The sequence below is a fragment of the Enterobacter sp. RHBSTW-00175 genome (genome assembly GCF_013927005.1).
Taxonomy (GTDB): domain Bacteria; phylum Pseudomonadota; class Gammaproteobacteria; order Enterobacterales; family Enterobacteriaceae; genus Enterobacter.
Window position 1 is genome coordinate 5,187,884 of sequence record NZ_CP055930.1, and the last position, 17,635, is coordinate 5,205,518.

At 48.6% G+C, this 17,635-nt stretch carries 13 protein-coding genes; 12 read left to right on the top strand and 1 reads right to left on the bottom strand.

Annotation, left to right across the window (positions count from 1 at the left end; genetic code table 11):
- Window positions 1–425: 425 nt before the first annotated feature.
- From evgA to HV107_RS25135, 10 genes are all read left to right on the top strand, one after another.
- Window positions 426–1,055 carry an acid-sensing system DNA-binding response regulator EvgA gene (gene evgA / locus HV107_RS25090; protein WP_182061399.1) on the top strand — a complete coding sequence of 210 codons (630 nt, stop codon included), beginning with the start codon at window positions 426–428 and terminating at the stop codon, window positions 1,053–1,055.
- Window positions 1,056–1,057: 2 nt separating this feature from the next.
- Window positions 1,058–4,240: a response regulator gene (locus HV107_RS25095; RefSeq protein WP_182061400.1), complete on the top strand. Its 3,183-nt coding sequence runs from the start codon at window positions 1,058–1,060 to the stop codon at window positions 4,238–4,240.
- 458 nt (window positions 4,241–4,698) lie between these two features.
- Entirely contained in the window at window positions 4,699–5,217 is a 519-nt protein-coding gene (locus HV107_RS25100) for a LuxR C-terminal-related transcriptional regulator (protein WP_182061401.1), read from the top strand.
- A 107-nt stretch (window positions 5,218–5,324) separates the two neighbouring features.
- A complete protein-coding gene (locus HV107_RS25105; RefSeq protein WP_182061402.1) occupies window positions 5,325–5,843 on the top strand; it encodes a fimbrial protein in 519 nt (172 codons plus the stop codon).
- Window positions 5,844–5,888: 45 nt separating this feature from the next.
- Window positions 5,889–6,566, top strand: coding sequence for a molecular chaperone (locus tag HV107_RS25110; protein WP_182061403.1), 678 nt, complete (start codon window positions 5,889–5,891; stop codon window positions 6,564–6,566).
- 11 nt (window positions 6,567–6,577) lie between these two features.
- A complete protein-coding gene (locus HV107_RS25115; RefSeq protein ID WP_182061404.1) occupies window positions 6,578–9,079 on the top strand; it encodes a fimbria/pilus outer membrane usher protein in 2,502 nt (833 codons plus the stop codon).
- Window positions 9,080–9,096: 17 nt separating this feature from the next.
- Window positions 9,097–10,110: a fimbrial protein gene (locus HV107_RS25120; RefSeq protein ID WP_182061405.1), complete on the top strand. Its 1,014-nt coding sequence runs from the start codon at window positions 9,097–9,099 to the stop codon at window positions 10,108–10,110.
- A 195-nt stretch (window positions 10,111–10,305) separates the two neighbouring features.
- Window positions 10,306–11,817 (top strand): EAL domain-containing protein, encoded by a 1,512-nt coding sequence (locus HV107_RS25125; RefSeq protein WP_182061406.1) that lies wholly within the window; start codon window positions 10,306–10,308, stop codon window positions 11,815–11,817.
- 701 nt (window positions 11,818–12,518) lie between these two features.
- Window positions 12,519–14,807: an FdhF/YdeP family oxidoreductase gene (locus HV107_RS25130; protein ID WP_182061407.1), complete on the top strand. Its 2,289-nt coding sequence runs from the start codon at window positions 12,519–12,521 to the stop codon at window positions 14,805–14,807.
- A 105-nt stretch (window positions 14,808–14,912) separates the two neighbouring features.
- The gene (locus HV107_RS25135) at window positions 14,913–15,815 is read left to right on the top strand and encodes a LysR family transcriptional regulator (protein WP_182061408.1); all 903 of its coding nucleotides are present in this window, start codon (window positions 14,913–14,915) and stop codon (window positions 15,813–15,815) included.
- Between the two features lie 17 nt (window positions 15,816–15,832).
- On the opposite strand, the gene HV107_RS25140 is transcribed toward HV107_RS25135, so the two are convergent.
- On the bottom strand, window positions 15,833–16,147 hold the full coding sequence (locus tag HV107_RS25140; RefSeq protein ID WP_182061409.1) for a cupin domain-containing protein: 315 nt from the start codon (window positions 16,145–16,147) through the stop codon (window positions 15,833–15,835).
- A 120-nt stretch (window positions 16,148–16,267) separates the two neighbouring features.
- Here HV107_RS25140 and HV107_RS25145 point away from each other — a divergent pair, with 120 nt between their 5' ends.
- Window positions 16,268–17,008 carry an AzlC family ABC transporter permease gene (locus HV107_RS25145; RefSeq protein WP_182061410.1) on the top strand — a complete coding sequence of 247 codons (741 nt, stop codon included), beginning with the start codon at window positions 16,268–16,270 and terminating at the stop codon, window positions 17,006–17,008.
- Between the two features lies 1 nt (window position 17,009).
- Window positions 17,010–17,330 carry an AzlD domain-containing protein gene (locus HV107_RS25150; RefSeq protein WP_182061411.1) on the top strand — a complete coding sequence of 107 codons (321 nt, stop codon included), beginning with the start codon at window positions 17,010–17,012 and terminating at the stop codon, window positions 17,328–17,330.
- The last annotated feature ends 305 nt before the right edge of the window (window positions 17,331–17,635 follow it).

Genomic DNA, 17,635 nt, shown 5'->3' on the forward strand with positions numbered 1-17,635 from the left:
ACAACGCTGTCAAAAATGAGTACATGGATGAGTAAAAACAGCGTAATAGTTAAACAAGAAATGGTTATGCTCACTGAGAATTAATATCGCATTGCCAAACCAAAAGAGAAGTTGTGACCTGTTCGGCGGAAAATCGCTTCTTCATGGGGATGTCCTCATGTGACTTATGGAGACATTTCTAACACCGGGGTGTACTAATCAATGGCGAGAAGGTCAGAATACTGGCATACGAGTATAATGGCCAGGTACAAACAGAGGAGTTAGTTAATCATTACTGGGAAAATGCTCAAACGAAAATGCGTTTTAATTGACCGGTACAACGTGAGCTGGTACAAAAAAAATTAATTTATAAATCAGTAAGCCGTATCGTTAGGATATCATCCTGTGTATGTTGTCTTCGACGATTTACAGCGTTCAGGTAGCCTATGAATGAGCCTTTGTTTCCTACCGCCGTTATTGTGGATGACCATCCCCTGGCGCGCATGGCCATACGTGGCGTGTTGGAAAAACAACACATTATCATTATCAAAGAGTTTGAGCGTGGGGATGTGGCCCTAAAGGAGTTGACGAAAACAGCGGTGGATATCATCGTTGTAGATGTCGAAATCCCCGGCATAAATGGCGTTGAGCTCGTGGAGAAACTCAGGGCGCAGCGTTTTACCGGTGTGTTAATCGTAGTATCTGCAAAAAACGATCGATATTACAGTAAACGCTGTGCGCAAGCTGGCGCGAATGCTTTTATTAGTAAAAAACAGGATATGGAAAATATTCTTGCAGCGATTAATGCGGCGCAAAATGGTTATAGCTACTTTCCTTTTTTCCTGGAAGAACCGTCTGCGACACTCACGGATAACCAGCGTCTTGAATCTCTCTCCGCACAGGAGATGAAAGTAATGAACTATATGCTGAGCGGCCTTGATAATACACAGATCGGCGAAGCGATGTATATTAGCAGTAAAACGGTAAGCACCTATAAAACAAGATTAATGGAAAAATTAGGCTGCAAATCGTTAGTCGAACTCCTCTCTTTTGCCCATCAGAATAAGCTGACCTGAACATGGATCTACGGCTTGTAATACTCCTACTCCTCTGGGTTTTCAGCGGATGTACTGCTTATGCTCAGGATACCCCCTCCATTGAGCTGGAGCTGTCGGGATATAGTTACATTACGCCGGTACCGGTTTACTTGAGCGAGGATGACAAACGCTGGTTGTTGCAGAAAAGAGTGCTACGCGTCGGGGTTTATCAACCGGAACAGGCTCCGTTGGTGCAAACCACGCTCAGCGGGCGCTACAGGGGGATGAATGCTGACTATCTGATGCTAATTCATTACTCGCTAAATATCCGCATCGCCGTGTTGAGCTATAAAAATCGCGCTGATGCGATCCGCGCACTGCGTGCGGGTGAGATTGACACGGTGTTGACCGGTCTTGATACGTTTCCGTTTGCTGAGGAGGGTATTCAGCTCTCGGAGCCTCTGGTGCATTCCTGGCCCGTGCTGGTGACCTCGCTCTCTAACGTTATGAGTCCCTTGCAAAGTCCGCGAACTAGTCGCATTGCTGTTGTTGAGGGCTATCCTGGCGCTGATTTCATCCATGAGGCGTTTCCGAATGCCGAAATAGCCAATTACGCCAGTTATCAGGAGGCGCTGAACTCCGTTATTACCGGGCAGAATAGATGGTTTATGGGGGATTCGCTGACCACAAGCACCTGGCTTTCCCAGGAGTTCAGCCAGGCATTGAGTACGGTTAAATACTGGCCTTCGCCGCAGAAAATGAGCCACTTTTTATTCTTACCGGCACAAGACCGCTTGCTGAACATCATTAATAGCACCGTCAATGCAATAGATGAAAATCAGCATGGACAAATTGCGCAGTCGATGATCGACAAAGGCAATCTCTCTTTTTTGCTCAAACCGCTCAATCTGACGCCTCGTGAAAAACAGTGGCTAAAAAAACATAAAACGCTGCGGGTAATTATTAATCCGTGGTTTGCGCCTTACACCATGGCCGACAATAATCAGGAAGTACGGGGGATTGTAGGGGATATTCTTAATCTGATTAGTCTGCAAACCGGCCTGCAATACGAAACAGTTGTCGTCAACTCGCGTGAAGATATGCTTTCGGAGATGAAAAAGGGCAACTGGCATATTGTACAGGCAGCCGCCTATGATTTGAGCCTCCAAAACGCCCTCACCTTCACTCATCCTTTTATTACTACCCAGTTTGTCACCGTTGTCAGAAAAGAGGACGCTCAGGCGATAGGGTTAAAGGCAGGGGCTCGCGTGGCGATAAGCGCGGATCATCCGCTACTGATGCAAATGAAAGCCCGTCATCCGGATATCCATTGGCAAGAAGTAGAAAACTCCAGCGTGGCATTAAATCTTGTTGCAACGGGGAAAGTGGACGCGGCGATCTCTAATCAGCTGACGGCCCGCTACCTCAGCGAACATTATTATCCCGATAGGCTGGCATGGCTCCCGTTACCGGAAGTGCAACCAGCGGCAATCAGTTTTGCTGTTCCCCGCTCAGAGCCTGAATTAAGGCAGATCCTTGATAAGGCTCTTGACGATATCCCCCAGAAGGAAGTTTTACAGATTGTCGGTAAATGGGTACGTCTGCCGGACGTCCAAATAGATACCTGGGAGTTGTATAACCGGCCCTTCTACCTGGTAGCGACCCTCGCTACGCTGCTGGTGGTCAGCACCTTACTCTGGGTGCTCTACCTGGTACGGCAGGCACGTAGAAGAAAAGAGTCGCAGCGTTTATTGGTGATAGAAAAGAACAAGGCGCAGAAAGCGAATGAAGAGAAACGAAACTTCCTCTCTCATATGAGCCACGAGATCCGCACCCCAGTAAGTGCCATTGTGGGATTTCTGGAACTGCTGCAAAACTCAACGACAAACCTCAGCCCTGAAGATAAAACCTCGGTCGATCATGCCGTAATAGCTTCGCGCTCACTCTTGAAACTAATTGGTGAGATCCTCGATCTGGAGAAGATTGAGTCCGGTTTGCAGGAAGTGATGCCGAAGTGGGTGCATGTTGATGCGATGATCAAAGAAAAAGTACTACTTTTTACCGCGCTTGCCGGGCAGAAAGGGATAGGACTGCGCTATAACTCGCATCTGGATCCAAAAGAAGCTATGCAGCTAGATCCACAGATGTTGGGACAGGTACTGATTAATCTTATCGGCAATGCGGTGAAATTTACCCGTCATGGACACGTTCAGATCTCGGCGAAGAAGCTGAATCAGATACTGGTAATATCTGTAAACGACACGGGACCCGGCATCAGCGGCGAAGAACAAAAGTCGCTTTTTATGCCCTTCAGTCAGGGGAAAATGGGGGAATTTCATCGCGGATCAGGGCTAGGATTGGCTATTGCAAAAGCATTGATGAAGCAGATGGGGGGCACGATAGATCTGCAAAGTGAACTTAATCAGGGAACCAGCGTGACGCTGAGCCTGCCAGTGCAAATTTCATATGATGCACTCGCTGAAGTCCTTGAAACCGACCCCTCACCGCCTCCGTTTATTGGCAAAGCGTTGCGAGTATTAATTGCCGACGATCACCCTTCCAGTCGTCTACTGTTGAAACGTCAGCTCGACTCACTGGGAATTACTGTGGATGAAGCGGAAAACGGCGAAGAGGCATTAAACTATCTTCATCAGGACCGTTACGATTTATTGATTACCGACCTTAACATGCCCGTGATGGACGGTATTGCGCTTACCCGTGAGGTGAGAAGATTTGAGAGCGACCTTCCCATCTGGGGTCTGACCGCTACAGCGCAGCAGCATGAGCGTGAGCGCTGCCTTGCGGCGGGAATGAACGATTGTCTATTTAAGCCAATTACTCTCGCGCAGATCTCTAGCCTGCTAGCCGGAGTAGGCCAGACGAATGGAGCTGTGTTCGATGAGAAGCGTCTGGCGGTGCTGGCGCAAGGCAATCGGGGGCTTATGCTCGCGGCACTGCATGATGCGCAGCGTGAAAATCGACACGATTTAGAAGCAGCCAGAGCAGCCGCACGTGACGAAGATTATCCATCAGTGAAATATCATATTCATCGCCTTAACGGTACAGCCCAATTGCTGGGAATTAATGAACTCATCACTGTTGCCCATATGCTAGAAGAACGATTGCCTGACGCTGTTTCTGCGGCGGAACTGCTCGACTTTTTGAACCGCATCGAAAGCTCGCTCAATAAGCTGGACCAATCCATTGAACAATTTCAACAATAACCCCTTTTCCTACATATGTAGGCACTTGATGACAGAATAATAAGCCCTCGCTGATGTTGATCTACTGTTAACCAGGTAAAATTAGCCCTGTTCCGGTGCAGTATCTTTTGTTAAGTGACAATAGAATATTGCCTAAGAAAAATCTAAATTGATGGTTATTACAAGTTTTGGCTATCAAACAACCATAGATCATTAAGTTGCACCTATGTTTCATGGTAGCTTTAAATTCCATATTTTTATTTTTAACTGGTGCTTTAATTCGTTTTCACCGGCTTTTTATGGATTAATGTTCTTTTAATTCTGAAAAGATAGTAGAAACGATCGTTTTTAACCTCTGGTCTGAAATCCATTACTTTTGTGCTGTTATAAACATATAATTTCTGTAAATTTCACACTGAAACATGAGAGGGATTACTGACGCTAAATAATAAAGAGGATTATGCCTGGAAGGTAATTTTATGGATTTGTCAGGTTCCATTTTTTCTGATGATTATTTTTTTATCATCGGCATGAGTGAGTTGTTAACGCCGGAGTTGATTGATGAAAATTATTGTATTATAGACATTGAAACGATATGCATATCCGAGGTGCGCAAAAACATAATACCAGGGAAAAAAGTTATTCTTTTTATCAGCAACGATCTTGACTACTATGCCTTAAAGCATATGCCTGACTTTGTCTTTATTGACAAGAAGTGTCGACTGAATGAAATTCTCTCCTGTTTGCTGGTAAAGAACTCACAATATAATTACAGAGTGAAATATTCACTTTCTCAGCGTGAGGAAGAGGTGCTCTCTTGTATGCAAAAAGGGCTGGATGTCAAAGAGATTAGCCAGCAATTAGGCATGACAATAAAAACGTTTTATGCACATCGTCGCAGTCTGATTTTTAAACTACAGCAAGGTAATCGTGTTGCGCTGTATCAGAACATTGCGCGCAGTGAGCTCTATAAACAGAGCTCTTATGAATATGAGTGATTAATATGCTTTATTAGAAATGGTTTTATGAATGTAACATTCACATGGCTTTTTTAGAGTTTCACATTTGTTTTCTTAAAATTTAATTAACTATATGGGATTTATATATGAAAAAGATTGCACTGATTTCTGCTCTTGTGTCTCTGTCTGTTTTTCAGGCTGTAAATGCTGCTGATGGGGTAATTAATTTTACCGGCACTATCACGGGAACGGCATGCGTGGTCGACACAACGTCTATCGCTCAACCTGTTGAACTCGGCACCATTTCAACCGCAGCCTTTGCCGGAGGTAATAGCGCTACGGCGGCGGCGAAACGTTTTAACATTGTGCTGAAATCCTGCCCGGCCAGTATTTCCAGCGCCAGTATTCGCTTTGATGGCACGACCAACACCACGAATCCCTCCATTCTGGCACTGAGCAACGGGCAAACTGCAACTAACGTCGGGGTTGCTCTCTATGAGCAGGACAGTACGACGCTGATTCCGGTTGGTTCCTCCTCAGCAAGGGTGAATCTGTTGGAAGATGTGAATAACACGCTGACTTACTTTGCTAAATATATGGCAACGGGAGTCGTTGGTGCAGGAACAGCAAACTCTTCGACATCATTTACCGTGACTTACCAGTAAAAGTAGGGCCATTTGTGGCCCTTGTTATTCTCTCAGGACCTCTTCATGTTACAGAATGTATTTAAAAAAATCGCCGTGAGTTTATTCCTTATCTCTACCGCGGCAATCAGTGGTGTGGAAATAGGCGGCACCCGACTTATTTATAATGGTAGCGGTAGTCAGTCGGCAATCAGCGTGAGTAACCCGGACAATACACCATATCTAATTCAGTCATGGGTAAGTAACAATGAAAACAGTGACGATGGTGATAGCCCATTTATTACCACGCCGCCTTTATTTAAACTAAATCCACATGCACAGAATTCGGTTCGCGTAATGTTAATCGGTAATTCTGTGCCTCAGGATCGGGAAAGCGTGTATTGGCTAAATATTAAATCAATACCGTCATCATCGGCGGATGCTAAAAACGAGTTGCTGATTGCGGTAAAGAGTAAAATGAAGATTTTTTATCGCCCTGCGGGCCTAAAAGGAGATCCTTCACTGGCATATCAACAATTAACTTTTTCAGTCGCTGATGGGAAACTGAATGTGCATAATCCGTCACCTTACAGCGTGTCGCTTTATCATGTGAAAGTGAATGGAAAAGAATTAGCTAAACCTCCAATGGTTTTACCATTTCAAACCGTATCGCTATCTCAGTCGGCGTTAACTGGTGGTGAAATATCATGGCGTGCGATCAATGATTTCGGAGGTATCACGGCTGAACATAAATTTAATTTTTAGGTTAATCATCCATGTCTCAGGTCAATGTGGTGTCAGGTTTTGCGAAAACAACTCAGTTATCTTTGATTATTTTTTTGTGTTTACGCGTTCAACCAGGGTTGGCTGAGGATTATTTCTCGCCAGACTTTATTGAAACTCGCGGAAATATTCCACGAGAAATTGACATCTCCCTTTTTAGCAAAGCCAACGGGCAGGTTCCCGGAGTCTACCATGTAGAAATTTATCTTAATGGTAGCTACGTGGAAACACGCGATATCTCATTCGTCGGGAATGAAAGTGCCTTATCACCGACTCTGAAACGGGAAGATTTTACGCGCTGGGGAGTAAAACCCAACGCACAGCCCGGCTGGATGGATATGGGTGAATCGGCGACGATCGACAATATCAGCGAGCTCCTGCCGGGGAGTCAGATCCATTTTCAGTTTGACGGCATGCGGCTTGAAATCTCGGTTCCGCAGGAGTATCTGCGGCGAGATCCTCAGGGTTCTGTATCGCCGGAGCAGTGGGATGACGGATTGAATATGCTGTTTGTAAATTACAACTTTTCAGCTGCGAATAACCGTGGTGATACCGCATCGCACAACGACAGTTATTTAAATCTGCGTAACGGTATCAATGCAGGTCCCTGGCGGCTCCGTAATTATTCAACTTATAACAACAGCAATGGAATGAGCCGCTGGAACACAATTAGCACCTCGCTTGAGAGAGATATCAAGTTGCTGAAAAGCCAGTTTAGCGTTGGCGATGGTTATACCCAGGCTGGAGTCTTCGACAGCGTGAATTTCCGTGGTGCGCAGCTTTATTCAGATGACTCGATGCTGCCAGAAAGCGTACGCGGGTTTGCACCTGTGGTTCGCGGTATCGCGCAGAGCAACGCTCAGGTGACCATACGTCAGGCCGGGAATATTATCTGGCAGTCATATGTTCCCCCGGGACCTTTTATGATCGACGATCTTTATCCCACCGCCGCCAGCGGCGATCTCGAAGTTTCGGTTCGTGAAGCGGACGGCTCCGTGCATCAGTTTATCCAGCCGTTTTCTGCGGTACCGGTGATGCAGCGCGAAGGTCAATTCAGGTATGCGCTAGCTGCGGGGAAATATCGCGCGGCAAGCTACCAGGATAAGGAACCGATATTCCTGCAAAGCACCCTGGGCTACGGCTTGCCGTGGGATACAACGGTGTATGGCGGGATAATAGTTTCTGAAGATTACTGGTCCGGCGCATTGGGTATAGGTAAGGGATTTGGGGATATTGGTTCACTCTCTTTTGACACCACGTTTGCTCGTTCGCAGTTGCCTGAAAAGACGCAAGAAGGTGTTTCGCTACGCGCGCAGTATGCCAAAGATTTCGCGACGACGGGAACGTCTTTGAATTTGACCGGTTATCGTTATTCTTCATCGGGCTTTCGCGATTTTCAGGAAGCAAACGGAGATGTGAATCCGTTTCGTATTGCAAACGATGAGATGCAGCTTGATGACAATTGGCGCTATCAGCGAAATAAACGCAGTAAGGCCCAGATAACACTGAATCAACGGCTTAGCGACTGGGGCAACCTGAATCTCTCAGCCTGGCAGCAGGATTACTGGGGAGGCGATAGCGAGCGTAGCGTTAACGTGGGATACAACACCAGCGTTAACAATATTAATTACGGCCTGAACTACAGCTACTCAAGGGGGCCATGGCGCAATGAAAACGATCATATCGTCGCTTTAACGATGCAGATCCCGCTATCGCGTTTTTTGCCAAACAGTTGGATGACCGTTTCTGCTAACGGCAACAAAAAAGGCGATAGCGTTTCACAGATGGGATTATCCGGTTCTGCGCTGGAAGATAAAAAACTGAGCTGGAACGTGCAGCAAGGTTATAACAGCAAAGGCTCCGACGTGATGGGCAGCGCTTCCGCCAATTATAAAGGCAACCACGGGGAGTATCAGCTGGGCTATAGCTATTCCCGTGATAACCGCCAGTTTTCCGTTGGCGCGATGGGCGGATTGGTGGTTCATCCATACGGCATCGCCGCGACTCAGCCTCTTGGCGAGACCCTGGCGTTGGTGAAAGCGGATAACGCTGCCGGAGTGAAAGTGGCAAACAATAGCGGTATTTACACCGACAGCAAAGGTTTCGCGGTGGTGCCGTACGTTACGCCATATCGACAGAACAACCTTTCGCTGGATACCGCAACGCTGAATAACAATACCGATGTGCTCAATGATACGCGAACGGTAGTACCAACAAAAGGTGCTTTGGCGCTAGCGGATTACCCCACCGTAACGGGTTACAAAGTCTTGCTGCAATTGACTGGAAGTGAGATCCCGTTCGGGGCAACGGCCATTATTAAAAATCGAGATAACGTGGCGAATGGCATTGTGGACGATCACAACAGGGTCTGGCTAAACGGCGCGCCAGAAAAAGGTACCGTTGAGGTTCGCTGGGGTGGCCAAAGCTGCAGTGCGACCTATCAGATAACACAGACCTCTGACAAAACGCACAACGTTACTGCGCAATGTCATTGAGCCGGAGAGAAAGAAAAATGAAACCTATTTTAACTGCCCTGATTTTTGCTGCACTGGGGATGTTTTCTCGTACGGTCCTTGCCTGGGATTGCACAACAACAACACCGTCAACCGCTGTCTCGCCACAGAATATTACGATATCGCGCAATCTTCCTGTAGGCGCGGTTATCGGGACACAGCTCGTGACACCAACGATCAATGCGTTTAGTTGTTTCAATTCAGATCAGGGCGTGATCTCTAATCAGGTTTTTGGCTTGATGGCGAACGGCACATTTGATTCGATGGTGAACGGCCGGCGGGTGTATAAAACCAATGTCGCCGGTATTGGTTATGCCATCTCGGGTTCCACGACAAAATGTGCTGGCGGCAACGCAGCAGTAACCGGAAGTAATACTATTCGGGGCGATCTCAATACCGCTAAGCTCTGTGAGAACACGAGTGGAATGGTCAGCCCGACGTTGAATGGCTCCGTGACAGTCACGTTTTATAAAACCGCAACGGAAACGGGATCCGGAACGATAACTGCGAAAACGGTAGGTGCGCTGGTTTTGCTGAACAACTCGCTGCTGTGGCAATCCCCCGACGCTGATGTCAGTATCAATGCGTTCACGGTAACGACCCCGGCCTGTAATCTAACCACGACATCAATACCTGTTGATATGAGAGAGGTGGATAAAAACGCATTTAGCGGCAAGGGTTCCACGCCCGGGGATGCATATACCCAATCGTTCAGCCTGCCAATGGCCTGCAACGCCGGAACAAAGGTTAGCGTGAAAATGGAGGGGAGTATTTTTGATGCCAGCAGAGGGGTAATCAATACTACCAGCGGCAATAACGCGGCGACTGGCGTGGGGATACAGCTGCTTTATAACAATCTGCCGATGGCGTTGGGTTCCGATATCGCCGTTGGGACCTCCGCAACAGGCGGTAGTTTCAGCGTACCGCTAAAGGCGCGCTATTATCAGACCGGAGATACGATCACTACTGGTACTGCTAACGGCGTGCTGTCATTTACCATGACGTATCAATAGCAATATTAACGCCAGAGGAAATCAGGGGTCTCAGCGGGTCACACCGAAAATTAGCATCAGCAGTGGCTTATTATTATTTACGTCTTTGCCTAAAGATGTAGTTGCCTTCTGATAATTACAGACCGATGGGGGGCATTATTTATCAAATAAATTTCATTTACGACTTTCATTTCGAATGAAAACATCTGGAGCCGTATGCGTTACCATAATAGACTTATTATTTGCATAGTACTTTTTTTTATTCTCTGTGCAGTCGGTTCGGGTTTTCTTTTTTATCAATTTTTGATAAATCAAAAAAAACATACCCTGGGCCATCTCCAGACTATCGTTGCTGAACTGGACAGCATTATTAGCAATGCCAAAATAGCCGGTGATCGTGCGACAGGCCTACTCAATGGTCAATGCAGTAAAAAAGTTCAGACTGAAATACGTAAGCTGGTTGCTACGATACCGGATGTAACAACCATTAATTTACTGCACGGGAAACACCTTTATTGTTCTTCAATTTTTGGCGGTGTGAAATTCGCATCCGATGCACATTCGCCCCCGGCTAAATCACTCTTTTTGATGAGCGACAACTCCGTCAAGCCTTCTAAATCACTGTTGGTCTACCACGCGCTCCGTGGAGAAAGCAGTGTCATGGTAGGCCTGGATAATTATTATGTCCAAAATGAACTTAAAAAATATCGCGAAAGTTACTCTTATATCATGACGGTGAATGGTGTTTCACTGGATGCTAATGGAAATATTTTCACAAATCTGTTACCAGAAGATCAGATCACATATTCTTCCACACAATTTAAATATAGTGTCAGTGCGCTACCATTAGCACCACTTGATTTTGTCACTTTCTGGCAGAATGAGCATGACAGACTCTTAATAACCTTTTTAATTCCTGGGGTATTCTCTGTGTTATTTTTCAAATACCTTATCCATCGTCAATCTATGTTTTTTATGTTACGAGAGGCGATCGATAATAACCAGCTAAAGCCTTTCATCCAACCGATTGTAGAGGCTCGCAGCGGCAATATTGTTGCAGGTGAGATTTTGATGAGGTGGCAGCACCCTAAATGGGGTAATATTTCGCCGGATCGGTTTATTCCTCTGGCTGAAAAAAATGGGCTGATAAGCCGCATCACCGAATTAGGCATCCAATCGGTAATTCGAAGCTTTGAGTCGCTGGATTTGAAATCGCTTCCATTAACGACGTTATTTTTCAACGTCTCGGCTGCGGATTTTACAGACCATGGCCTGTTAAACGCATGTCATTCGTTCAGGGATAAAACGGTGGATACGGCATTACGTATTGGGCTAGAGATTACCGAAAGAGTCGCCATTGAAGATTCCGAGTTCGTCAGAGAAATTTGTCAGCAACTTGATATGCTGGGGGTGACTCTGTCGGCAGATGATTTTGGTACAGGCCACTGCAACTATAAGCTGTTGATGCAGCTTCGCCCACGCTACATCAAGATTGATAAACATTTTACCCAAGAAATTGAAACAGACGAGGGCAAAGAGGCCATCGTCCGCAATATCATCGCTATTGCAAAAGACAGGGGCTGCCTGACCATTGCAGAAGGAGTGGAAAGCGCCTCGCAGCGAGAGAAACTGGTCGCAATGGGGGTCAGTTTTTTACAGGGTTACTTCTTTTCCAGACCCATTGAGGCCGCAGTTTTCTTTGACAAGTTGCAGCACTCAACCCTGTGAAAAGAAGGAATGACCAGCGTGACGATACTTAAATCCCGCAGTCACAGGTCATTTCGCTGCCACAGTTCGCTGGCGATCACATCATTACCAAACCGGGCAAGTGCGAGTGAAACCGACTGAAAATACGGCTTTCCATTGCAGAATGGGAAATACCATTATTAATAAGCACGGTCTGGTGAACTTTTATTATGTCAGACTGTAAGATTTCAGCGCCGACATTGAAATATAATTAACATATTCCCCTGCACATAATAATTCCTGCAGAGAAATCGCCATCGCTCTCTTTTCGGGCTTTCGGAACAGCGCCATTTTGTCACCCCCTGACTTTATCGCTTAACGCTGATTTTATTCATATTTCACCCCGGCTGTAGAAAGGGATTTTGCGCGCTGAATACGACTCTGAAATCCGCTGTAAAGTGCAAATAGGTTAAATTTAATAAGTGATAGATAACATTTATTATGAAGATGATAAATTCCTGTTATAATTTCTTTAAATCAAAGGCATTGATTTTGTTAACCGCTGCAAACGGTGTGTTTTAAATGAAATTTATCATCGGTTATGTAATGAGTTACACAACGATTATTCATTGCTTCTGTTTATTACCCCAATCCACTGCCTTAGTGGCCCTCTTAATTAACCACAATTTATTTATGGTTAATCTGGCCGCGCTTTGTCATGACCAGAATAGTCAGGAGTTCGCATGAATAAGAAAAGACGTTCAGTTCCCGGGATCAGACATTATGACGGGCCTGCCGGTGGCTGGGGTGCCTTAAAAGCAACAGCAATAGCCATACGCACGCAGATGGATGCGCTGGACGCTCCCGTCACGTTGCTGCGCACCAACCAGCCCGATGGATTTGACTGCCCGGGCTGCGCATGGCCGGATAAAGAGCACAAATCCACGTTCCAGTTCTGTGAAAACGGCGCAAAAGCCGTGACGTGGGAAGCCACCAGTAAGCGCGTCACCCCGGAATTCCTGGCGAAAAACACCGTCACCTCCCTGCTGGCAAAATCCGATTACGAACTTGAAGGCTATGGTCGTCTGACCCGCCCGCTGCGTTACGACCGGGCAAGCGACACGTTCCGCCCTGTTGAGTGGGAAGACGCCTTCGAGCGGATCGGCGAAGTCCTGCGCGGGCTTGAACCAGACCAGGTTGAGTTTTATACCTCTGGCAGAGCATCTAACGAAGCGGCTTATCTGTTCCAGCTGTTTGCCCGTGAATACGGTACGAACAACTTTCCTGATTGTTCCAACATGTGCCATGAAGCCACCAGCGTCGGCTTACCGCGCTCAATCGGTATCGGGAAAGGCACCGTTTCACTGGATGATTTCGACAAAACAGAACTGGTTATCTCCATTGGTCACAACCCGGGCACAAACCACCCGCGCATGATGGGTACGCTTCACGAACTGGCGCGCCGCAATGTGCCGATTATCGTCTTTAACCCGCTGCGTGAAAGAGCCCTTGAACGTTTCGCCGACCCACAAAGCGTCATTGAAATGGCCACCTACAGCTCCACCGATATCGCATCGACTTATTTCCAGGTGAAAGCAGGTGGCGATGCCGCGGCATTAAAAGGGATCGCCAAACATCTTCTGCACATGGAACAGGAACGCGGTGGCGTGCTGGATAGTGAATTTATTGCCGAACACACCCAGGGGTTTTCTGCTTTTGCTGACGATATCGCGCAAACCTCCTGGGAGGCCATTGAGCGCGAGTCCGGGTTAACACCGGACGCGTTGAAAAGTGTGGCTGAAGCCTATGCGAAATCGAACGCCACCATTATCACCTACGGTATGGGGATCACCCAGCACAACAAAGGTACGGCGAACGTGCGGCTGATTGCCGATGTGCTGTTAATGCGCGGTAATATTGGCAAACCCGGCGCGGGGATCTGTCCGCTTCGTGGCCACTCTAACGTGCAGGGCAACCGCACAGTGGGGATCACCGAGAAACCTACGGCAGCGTTTATTGAACGCCTTAAGGACGTTTTCGGCTTCGACGCGCCAGCCAAACATGGCCACGATGCCGTGCAGGCCACGCAGGCGATGATCGACGGCCATGCAAAAGCCCTTATCTGCCTCGGCGGTAACTTTGCGGTTGCGATGCCCGATCACGAGAATGGATTCCCGGCGATGCATACTCTGGATTTGAGTGTGCACGTGGGCACCAAACTGAACCGTACTCACCTGCTGGTAGGCAAAGAAACCTATATCCTGCCGTGTCTTGGCCGTACCGAGCTGGATATGCAGCAGACGGGGCGTCAGTCCATTACCGTAGAAGATTCCATGTCGATGGTTCATGCCTCCTCCGGTAAGCTGAAACCCGCCTCCCCGCTGATTCGCTCTGAACCGGCAATCGTTGCGGGTATGGCCCGCGCAACGCTGAAACAGACCAAAGTAAACTGGATGGAACTGGTGGCGGACTACGATCTGATCCGTGAGTTAATCGAGCAAACCATCCCCGGTTTTGACAACTATAACGACCGCATTCGTGTGCCGGGCGGCTTCCGGATGCCGCTGCCGCCAATCCAGCGCATCTGGCCTACCGCTACCGGTAAAGCAATGTTCTCGGTGTTCGATGGCGTGGATGAGAATGCCAAAGGCGAAGGCGACAACGTTCTGCGCCTGATTACGCTTCGCAGCCACGACCAGTACAACACCACTATCTATGCGCTGGACGATCGCTATCGCGGCGTCTTTGGCCGCCGGGATATTCTGTTTATGAATGAAGGCGATATGGATAGTCTGGGTCTGGAGCACGGCGATCGCGTGGATATCGAAACCGCGCTGGCGGGGAGTGTTCAGCGCCTGGAAGATATTACCGTAGTAGCCTACAGCATTGCTTCGGGTTCCGTTGGCGCATACTACCCGGAAGCTAACGTGCTGGTCCCGCTTAACTATCTCGATAAAGACAGTGGTACTCCGTCCTATAAGTCCGTGCCTGTTCGCGTGACCCTGCGTTCAAAAGAAATCCGGATGCTCTGATCTCAATCCCCCTTATTCAACGCTCCGGTAATGAATAAGGGGGATTTCTCAATTCCTTCCGCATTTATGTAATACTCGTAGCACCTGCCCGATCAGAGAAAAATAATGGACATAAAACAATTAAAATATTTGATCGCCCTGGATCAAACCCGTCACTTTGGTAAGGCGGCATCGCAATGCAATATCACTCAGCCGACGCTTTCCATGCGTATTCGCAGCCTGGAAGAGGAACTGGGTCTGGTATTGATCGTCCGTGGGCAACGTTTTGAGGGCTTTACGCCTGAGGGAGAACGGATCCTGGCCTGGGCGCGCGCCCTGCTTGCCGCACACGATGGGCTTCAGGCGGAGGCCGCCCTGTGCAAAGGGCAAGTGGTGGGTGAACTGCGTCTTGGCATGGTTCCGCTGGCAAGCGTTGACCCGATGATCTTTATTCGCCTGCTGACGCAAAAATACCCTGAACTGAAATTTAGCCTGTATTCCATGTCGTCAGAACAAATCGCCGAAGGAGTAAACAGTAATCAGCTGGAATTGGGGATTTGCTATCTGAATAATATTAACACCAGCGTCTTTAATGTTATTCAGCTGCCGAAAACCAAAATGGGCTTATTGCACGACTCCCGCCATTTCCAGATGGATAAAACAACGCTCAGCTGGCAGGACCTGGTGAATTTCCCGCTGGGTTTCCTGAGCAAAGGGATGCACTATCGCGACCATATGGACGTCAGTTTTAAGTCCGCCGGGATCACCCCGGACTATGTGTTTGAGAGCGACTCAACGTTTCAGATAATCCAGGCAGTAGAAAGTGGCATCTGCTGTGCCGTCATGCCGCTGAATAACGGGCTTGAGAACTTAAACAGCCACTTTTTGATTACCCCGATAACCGACTCGAATATCGACGCCCCTATTGGCCTGATTATGCGTAAGCAGGAGCCGGTGTCATCCCTGGCGCTGCGCTGCTTTGCCGACGCTCAGGAGATTTATACGGAGGGAAATGAGAGTTACGAATAGCGGAGTGCGGGCGAGCATTACGGTCCCGGTGCGTTAATATCCACCAGCAACAGCGTGCCGACACTCCCCGCAGGGACATGGTGCGTTACGCCACGCGGCACAACGATATACTCTCCGGCAGCCAGGGTGAACACGTTTTCCGCCACCACCAGAGGCAATTCACCCTCCAGTACCAGCAGCCACTCATCGAAATCGTCATGCACTTCCGGGGGGATCCCCTCTCCGCCCATCCTGATAACTTTAATGCTGGCATCGCCAACCTGCCCCAGAATGCGCGACTGCCAGAACTGCGGCAGCCCTTCTACCACACTAAAAATTGAACTCTTTTTCATCGGAACACTTCGGCCAGGACATGATAAGTTAGTTGTACCTCACCGTTTGATGTTCACAAATATCAATAGATCAAATGATTATCACGATTCTGACTTAATGCACTGGTACAGGAAATACTGATGTTGATGAAAACAAAGGCCTCACACAAAGATGAGGCAGGCGCGGAGTTTCGCGCAGGGATCACCGCCTGCCTGCCCACGATCCCTGGCTACTGGAGTATTGGTTTCGCCGCTGGCGCTATCGGCACCCTTTCCGGGTTTACCACTCTGCAAACCGCACTGCTGGCAAGCGTGCTATATACCGGCTCGGCACAATTTCTGTTCTATTCACTGTGGGCTGCAGGAGCAGAAGTGGCCTCGGTGGTGTTCAGCGTCTTTCTGGTGAATTTGCGTTATCTGCTGATGAGCTCCGCAATGAGCGTTTTCTTTCGCGAACACAGCACCCTGCAAAAACTGATCAGTGGCCTGTTACTGACCGATGAAACATTCGGCGTTGCCGTGCAGCGCGGCAGCCAGCACAGCACCGTTCCGTTTGCCTGGATGCTTGGGCTTAATGTCGCCGCCTGGCTTAACTGGATCCTCGCCTGCGTGGTCGGCGCCTGGCTGGCCTCTGCCCTTCCGCCATCGCTGATGGAAGGCCTGAGCTTTAGTCTGGTATCGATGTTTATTGGACTGGTGCTGATGCTGTGGTTTGCCAGCCACCGAAAAGCGCTGGAGACATTCAGCATCGCCGCCGCCGTGGTGATTACGCTGCTGACCGCCCGCCAGATGGATATCAGCCTGGTGGTGATTATCGCGGCATCAGTTTCGGCCACGCTTGCCACCCTGGGATTGCGCCTCTTCAGCAAGGGAGGGAAATAAGATGGAACGAAATATCCTGCTGGCGATTTTTATCTCTGCGCTGGTTACCGCACTGATGCGCACCGTGCCTATTCTGCTGCTTTCCCGTTTTCGTCTTGCTCCGGCGTTGCAGCAGTGGCTGAGCTTTATTCCAGCCGCCATTATGGCCGCCATTATCACCGCCGAGCTGCTGGGTAAACCGGCGCTGACACCGTCCGGGGTCAGCATTTCGCTGCTGGCGGCGACGGTTGCTGCATTAGCCGGGATAGTGACGCGCAGCCTTTTCGCGACGGTGCTTGCGGGAATGGTGGCGTTTTCAGGTCTGAGCTATTTTTTGATGTGATGCTCCCCCCTCTCCGAGAGGGTTCCCCAGTAATTTTTGTCTTTATTCAGCGATGATATTACGCCATTGAAATAAAAGGATTACAGCGATGCCATGGTCCGGCTGAAAATCGCCGAAGCGTTTACGGAAGGCCGGGGCGACGCGCATGGATGCGCGCCGAGGGCGGCTTTACAGGGACGTTTCATCCGCCCGTCCCCGATTAGCCTGGAGCAAACGCTGAGGACAAAATTGCCGGGAGCAATTTTGGACAGCGCTCGCGCTGGCCCCGAAGGGGTGAGCCCCAGGGATGGGGCGAACAATTCGCG